This is a genomic window from Microcystis sp. M113S1 (assembly GCF_020246945.1).
Lineage (GTDB): Bacteria > Cyanobacteriota > Cyanobacteriia > Cyanobacteriales > Microcystaceae > Microcystis.
Window position 1 is genome coordinate 1 of the sequence record NZ_JADBSA010000022.1, and the last position, 6,630, is coordinate 6,630.

Genomic DNA, 6,630 nt, shown 5'->3' on the forward strand with positions numbered 1-6,630 from the left:
GACAATTTGCCAGGGGTGAGGTGGTTGATATTGCCTTAAAAACAGGAACAATTCCGCAAAAAGTCGATAGTAGAGGGTGTCGTCTGGTTGGAACTGCACTTCCACTAGGTAGAGGGGTTGCTGAATATCTTCTCTGAGTGGCATAAATAAGCCATCGAGACGAAAGGAGAGTTGTTTCACCTCTTGGGAGGTGAATTGATAGTTTGCTGCCTGTTGCTGGGGTTGTCCGATTAGGTCAAAGAAACTGTCCGGAAAACGCAGGAAGATTTGGTAAAAGAGACTGTCAGTTTTCACGAGAAATCTCGCTTCTAGGGTTTATTGGCAGTTGCCGAATCGTTTGGCTAAACGGTTAATACTCTAGTATTAATAGGCATTGTATAGCTTTATTGTCCTTGCTGTCACCAACAAAAATCTAGGGGACATGGCTCTTTTCCTGTATAATCAAGTCTTAATTTTAGGAATTGTCATTATATTTGAGGAAAATCTATGAGTTGGACAGAAGGATATGTATCGGAAGTTAACTACACTAGCGGCTTTTACGGCGAGTTAAGTCCCCTAAAATTAGGTTTAGCCACTCTGATTAAATCCATTCACCCCCCCGATTCCGGTCAAGAATTTACCTATTGTGAATTGGCCTGTGGTCAGGGTTTTACCACGAATATTTTAGCAGCTACCTATCCCCACGCCCAATTTTATGCCAATGATTTCAACCCTAGCCATATCGCCACGGCCAGAGATTTAGCGGCCAAGGCGGGAATGAAGAATATTCTTTTCTTTGATGATAGTTTTGAGGAATTTTTAGAGCGAGATTTACCTCAATTTGACTTCATCAGTCTGCACGGAATTTATAGCTGGATTAGTGCCAGAAATCGCCAAGCAATAGTTAATTTTATTCGCCGCAATCTCAAGGTGGGGGGATTAGTTTATATCTCCTATAATGCCCTTCCTGGTTGGTCAGCAGCGATGCCGATGCAGGCTTTAATGTTACGTCATGGTCAACACAGTTCCGAACCAATTTTAACAAGGATTGAACAGGCGCTTAATTTTACGGGGGAATTATTAGAAGCTAATGCTAGTTATTTTGCCCAAAATCCAATCTTAAAAAATCGTTACGAGCGCCTGAAGGAACAAAATCGTTATTATTTAGCTCACGAGTATTTCAATCAGGAATGGAATTCTTTTTACTTCGATGAAGTAGCGAAAGAATTAGAGGATGCGAAACTTAAATATGTGGGTTCCGCCCATATTAATGACCATATTGATATGGTCAATCTCTCTCAGGCAGCCCAAGAAAAATTAGCAAAAATTAGCGACCCAATCTATCGGGAAGTGGTGCGAGATTTCTTTGTTAACAATCAATTCCGTCGTGATATTTTTATTCGAGGCTCTTTAGGTTTAACCAACCAAGAACAGCTTAAACAACTACAAGAAACCCGGTTTGCCCTGCTTGTTAATCCCGCAAAGATCAAGTTCGAGCAGCAGTTTCCCGTGGGAGAAGTTAAGTTACAGGAGGCAATTTATCAGCCAATTTGTGAAGTTTTGGCAGAATCTCCCCAAACTTTACTGCAACTGCAAAATCATCCCAAAACCTCAAATATTAACTTAAATGGTCTTTACCAAGCTCTCATGATTTTAACTGGTATTGCCTATATTCATCCTGCTGTCGATGAGCAAACTTGCCAAGAACGGAAACCATCTACTAATGCTTTTAATAATGCAGTGAAAGCGAAAGCGATCTATGATGAGGAATTAAGCTTTTTAGCTTCTCCTTTGATTGGGACTGGAGTAGTAGTCAATCGTTTAGAGCAGTTATTTCTGTTAGCAAAATCTAATAACCAAGACGGGGTAAGTTTTGTCTGGCAAATTTTGGCAAGTCAAGGCAAAAAAGTGGTTAAAGATGGGAAAACTTTGGAAACAGAGGAGGAGAATATTGCTCATCTGAAAACAGTTTACGAGCAGTTTAGTAAAGAACGTTTACTAACATTGCAAAAACTAGGTATTGAGTAAATAAGTAAGTGGTTATAATTAAATTGAAGATAGATTTTGTCTTTGATCCCCCCTTCCCCCCTTAATAAGGGGGGTTCTGACAATTTTTAATACCCACCTACCTACTATCTGGATGTATCTAGAAACTGGATATTTTTTAGCCATGACAGTCATTAACTTGCAATCTTTCGAGAAAAAAGTTTTCTCCCAAAATGGAGAAGATGGAGTAATTGCCGGGGTGCCTTGCTTTCACTAGCGGGGAATATTGACCCCGACAATTCCCACTTTTGCGGGGGTATCGGGGGAAGTCCCCAGAATCTGAGATGCTTCCCCTATCTTGACTAATCTTTTTGTCTTGACAAGACCTAGTTAAAAACGCCAACCTAGCTAGGTTGGACGAGATTATTTAAGCCATAAACCACTTTAGCGGTGATAATCTTATCCTTATCGGTAAGTTCTTCTAACACCTCTTTTCCCTGGACTAAATAGCCAAAAACCGAATAACGACCATCCATGAGATTAAACCCCGGAGGAGTTAATTCATTATCGAATTTAAAGAAAAAGAATTGCGAGGAACCTCCGTTAGGATTAGTATCGGGACGCGCTAGGGCCAATGCACCAAAAGCGTTAAAAGGCAAGGCGAGACTGGGTAAGTAAATCCCTAATTCTTCGAGAGTATTGCCATAAACTGGTTCTTCTTCCCCTTTAATCAAAATTTCTAAGGGAATAGAGCGATATTGCTTAGTTTTCGGGTCAAGAAAACCTTCTTCTGCACCGACGGGATCCCCGGTTTGGACAACGAAATTATCTTCGCTGCGAATGAAGGGTAAACCGTCATAAAAACCCCGTTGGACTAAATCCACAAAGTTACCCCCATTAACTGGAGCGCTGTAACCATCGACAACGATAGTTAAATCTCCTTTGGTTGTCTGCATCTCTACGGTGGCACGTCCTCGCAATTGCGGCAAGTTAGCGTATTCTGGGGGAACGTTAAAGGGAAAACCCACCACCATTAATTCTTCTAAAGCGGTGATATTATTGAGTAATTCCCGTCTGGTTGACCAAACTGCCTCTTTATCCTTCGCTTCTACGGCCGTATCGAGGGCTGCCACTCCCGTTTTTATTTTTTCGATTAATTCCTCCCCTTGACTTTTACTTGCTTCGGGAACACTATCTAAGATAGCGTTGCTTTTGGTCGAAAGGGCATAATTGGCATCCTTGACATCTTTTTTAATCGGACTCCAACGCTTGGCCCGCAGATGTTTGGCAATATCTTCGATCGATTGTTGCACTTGACGAATTGGTTTATTATCTATGGGTAAGGCATTGCGTAGAATAGCAGTGGGATCCGTGACCGCATCACCCTGAGCAAGCACAGCTAAAGCAGGGGTAGTTCCCTTAACCGTGAACAGACTTAAGATTAAAAATAGTGCTAGGGCAATACTAGCACCGCTTTTTAAGAAAAATTTGCCCCATTCCCGTAATCTTGTCGTTATTTTCATGTTTTGGTCGGTTCCTCAATGGCCATACCTATCCAAAATACTTGTAGGCTTTTAGCGCAACCCTTGTCAATAGGTGAGAAAACCGATCGAAGTCATCAGTTATCAGTTATCAGTTATCAGTTATCAGTTATCAGTTATCAGATGTGAGTTTTCAGTTCACCCATTACTGTTTACTGTTTACTGATCACTGAAAAAAGCTCCCCACTTCCCCAATTCATAATTTATAATTTATAATTCCCACTCCCTTTTTTCACCTTTTATGACTATCATTGTCGATTATCGCTTTCCTCCCGCTATTGATGCCGAAAAACAGGCAAAAACGATCGCTATCGGTCAAACCGCCGGCACTTGGAGCGATCGCCACAGTCATCGTCAAGAGCAGCTGCAACAACACCTAGCGGAAGTGGTGGGGATCAGGGAGGAAGCCGACGGTTATAAGGTGGCTAGGGTGCGTTTTCCCCAGATAAACGTTGAAAATGACATCGCCAGTCTTTTAACCATGATTTTCGGCAAATATTCCATGGCTGGAGCAGGAAAAGTGGTGGGGGTGTATCTCCCCGAAACCTACGGCACAAAAGCCAAGCTGGGAATCACAGGAATTAGGCAACGTTTGGGGGTTTATGATCGACCTCTAGTGATGGCAATTTTTAAACCCGCTTTAGGACTATCGGCCCAAGATCACGCCGATATCCTGCGAGAAGTGGCTTTTGCTGGCTTAGACGTGATTAAAGATGATGAAATCATGGCGGATCTTTCCGTGGCTCCCACCCACGAGCGCCTAGATTGTTGTCGCCGGGTTTTGGAGGAAGTGCGGCAGCAAACCGGTAGAAATGTTCTTTATGCGGTCAATGTCACGGGAAAAGCGGACGAATTGCAGAGAAAAGCCCGTTTATTAGTGAAACATGGGGCTAATGCCCTATTATTAAACGTTCTTACCTACGGTTTTTCCGTTTTAGAAGCTTTAGCCAGTGATCCAGCGATCGATGTTCCTATTTTCGCCCATCCTGCCTTTGCCGGAGCGATGTGTGCCGGTACTGATACGGGATTAGCCTATTCTGTGGTTTTGGGAACGATGATGGCCCACGCAGGAGCCGATGCGGTGCTATATCCCGCCGCCTACGGTAGTTTACCCTTCGATCCGCAGGAGGAAGGCAAAATTCGCGATATTTTGCGCGATAGAAACGTTTTTCCGGTTCCCTCGGCCGGCATTCGTCCCGGTATTGTTCCCCAAGTGCTTCGGGATTACGGACGTAATGTTATCCTCAATGCGGGAACCGGAATTATGGACCACCCATCGGGACCAGCCAGTGGTGTGAGGGCTTTTTTTGAAGCTTTAGCCAGAATAGAAGCGGGTGATTCTTTTAGTCCCGCCAATTTGCCGGAAGGAGCCTTAAAACAGGCAATTCTACAGTGGGGTTAAGAGCAACTTTTTTAAATGCACTATAGAGCTATTTTGTCAAGCATTTTTAGAAAAATTAACAAATAATCTCCCGTTTTAGATAGGGTTGCAGCACTTCTGGCACTTTTACCGTCCCGTCTGCCTGTTGATAATTTTCTAGGACAGCAGCCATAGTACGACCGATCGCTAATCCCGAACCGTTGAGGGTGTGGACAAAATTAGTGCCTTTTTGCCCTTTTTCTTTAAAGCGAATATTTGCCCGTCGTGCTTGGAAGTCTCTAAAATTAGAACAACTGGAAATTTCCCGATAGGTATTAGCCGAAGGTAGCCACACTTCTAAGTCATAACATTTGGCCGCTGCAAAACCCAAGTCACCGGTACACAATTCAATCACGCGATAGGGCAACTGTAAAGCTTGCAGGATTGCCTCCGCATTAGCGACTAAACTTTCATGTTCCTGAGCAGAAGCGTCAGGATGGACGATTTTGACCATTTCCACCTTATTAAATTGATGCAAACGGATCAAGCCCCTCGTATCTTTGCCATAGCTGCCCGCTTCTCGACGAAAACAGGGAGTATAGGCACAGTGTTTTATTGGTAATTGCTCCGATGAGAGGATTTCATCGCGATAGAGGTTAGTTACGGGTACTTCTGCCGTTGGTGCTAACCAAAGCTCATCATCTCGACATTTAAAGCTTTCTTCCGCGAATTTTGGCAGTTGTCCCGTCCCGCGCAAGGAGTCACTATTAATTAAAATTGGTGGTAAAACTTCTGTATAACCGGCGACAATGTGGCGATCGAGCATAAAATTAATTAAGGCTCTTTCTAGGGCTGCCCCGACAGCGATAAGATTAACAAAACGACTCTGGGCGATCTTTACGGCCCGTTCAAAGTCTAAAATGCCCAATTTTTCCCCAATTTCCCAGTGAGGCAAAATATTCGGGTTAGTGGGTTTATATTCCTCTCCCCAGCGTTTGACTTCGATATTTTCCCGTTCATCCTTACCGATGGGAGTGGTTTCACTGGGTAAATTGGGTAAATCTAAGATTTTTTGGTCAATGGCCGCTTTAATGGCTTTTTCCTGCGGTTCTAATTGAGCTAGTTTACTTTTAATCTCGTTTCCTTCTGTTTTCAGCACCAAAATTTCGGGACTGTTGGCATCGCTGCCACTTTTAACTTTTTGTCCCACCAGTTTACCGATTTCGTTACTCCGGGCCTGTAAACTGCTGCGTTCTAACTCTAAAGCCTTCTGTTGTTGATTTAACTGGAGAATAGGGGCAATATCATAACTCCCTCCCCGACTATCTAAGCGTTTCTGTACTTCCTCTGGATTTTCTCTAATTTGCTTTAGGTCTAACATGGTACGAGTCAGTAAAAAGTAAAAAGTAAGTGGGGGAGTTGGCGAATTGGCAGCCTGAGGGGAAATGTTCTCAATCCCTAACCAATGGTCAATAATAACTCAAAACTTAACTAAAATATCGGTTGAAAGCCGCCGGTAAAATTAGCGGCAGCGGAAACTGGGGTATTGTAAAGTTTCAATACAAATATGGTCATATATAGTTATTCATGGTAATATGTACAGACAAAACTATCGGACTAGGCAAAAAAACAGGAATAAGTTATCGAACGGCTTGGAGGTGGTGGAAACAAGGGAATTTAACAGGCTATCAATTGCCTTCTGGTACAATTATCACAACGGATGACAACCCTTCAAAACCCGACGCTGAGTTAAAAGACAACGGA

At 43.1% G+C, this 6,630-nt stretch carries 5 protein-coding genes; 2 read left to right on the top strand and 3 right to left on the bottom strand.

What is annotated here, in order from left to right; genetic code table 11:
* The coding region (locus tag IM319_RS01370) for a DUF2887 domain-containing protein (RefSeq protein WP_287734326.1) at positions 1–294 on the bottom strand (294 nt) is incomplete at its 3' end.
* A gap of 192 nt (positions 295–486) precedes the next feature.
* On the opposite strand from IM319_RS01370, the gene IM319_RS01375 reads away from it, so the two are divergent.
* Positions 487–2,007: a class I SAM-dependent methyltransferase gene (locus IM319_RS01375; RefSeq protein WP_287734327.1), complete on the top strand. Its 1,521-nt coding sequence runs from the start codon at positions 487–489 to the stop codon at positions 2,005–2,007.
* Between the two features lie 362 nt (positions 2,008–2,369).
* Here IM319_RS01375 and IM319_RS01380 read toward each other — a convergent pair whose 3' ends face one another.
* Complete coding sequence (locus tag IM319_RS01380) at positions 2,370–3,488, bottom strand: peptidylprolyl isomerase (RefSeq protein WP_287686065.1); 1,119 nt, start codon at positions 3,486–3,488, stop codon at positions 2,370–2,372.
* 259 nt (positions 3,489–3,747) lie between these two features.
* On the opposite strand from IM319_RS01380, the gene IM319_RS01385 reads away from it, so the two are divergent.
* On the top strand, positions 3,748–4,908 hold the full coding sequence (locus IM319_RS01385) for a 2,3-diketo-5-methylthiopentyl-1-phosphate enolase (RefSeq protein ID WP_287734328.1): 1,161 nt from the start codon (positions 3,748–3,750) through the stop codon (positions 4,906–4,908).
* A gap of 55 nt (positions 4,909–4,963) precedes the next feature.
* On the opposite strand, the gene serS is transcribed toward IM319_RS01385, so the two are convergent.
* Positions 4,964–6,247 (bottom strand): serine--tRNA ligase, encoded by a 1,284-nt coding sequence (gene serS, locus IM319_RS01390; protein WP_287734329.1) that lies wholly within the window; start codon positions 6,245–6,247, stop codon positions 4,964–4,966.
* Between the last annotated feature and the right edge of the window lie 383 nt (positions 6,248–6,630).

Bases quoted from the DNA above. Each gene is read 5' to 3' on its own strand.
- IM319_RS01375 (WP_287734327.1), top strand. From the start codon at position 487: ATGAGTTGGACAGAAGGATATGTATCGGAAGTTAACTACACTAGCGGC.
- serS (WP_287734329.1), bottom strand. From the start codon at position 6,247: ATGTTAGACCTAAAGCAAATTAGAGAAAATCCAGAGGAAGTACAGAAA.
- IM319_RS01385 (WP_287734328.1), top strand. From the start codon at position 3,748: ATGACTATCATTGTCGATTATCGCTTTCCTCCCGCTATTGATGCCGAA.
- IM319_RS01380 (WP_287686065.1), bottom strand. From the start codon at position 3,488: ATGAAAATAACGACAAGATTACGGGAATGGGGCAAATTTTTCTTAAAA.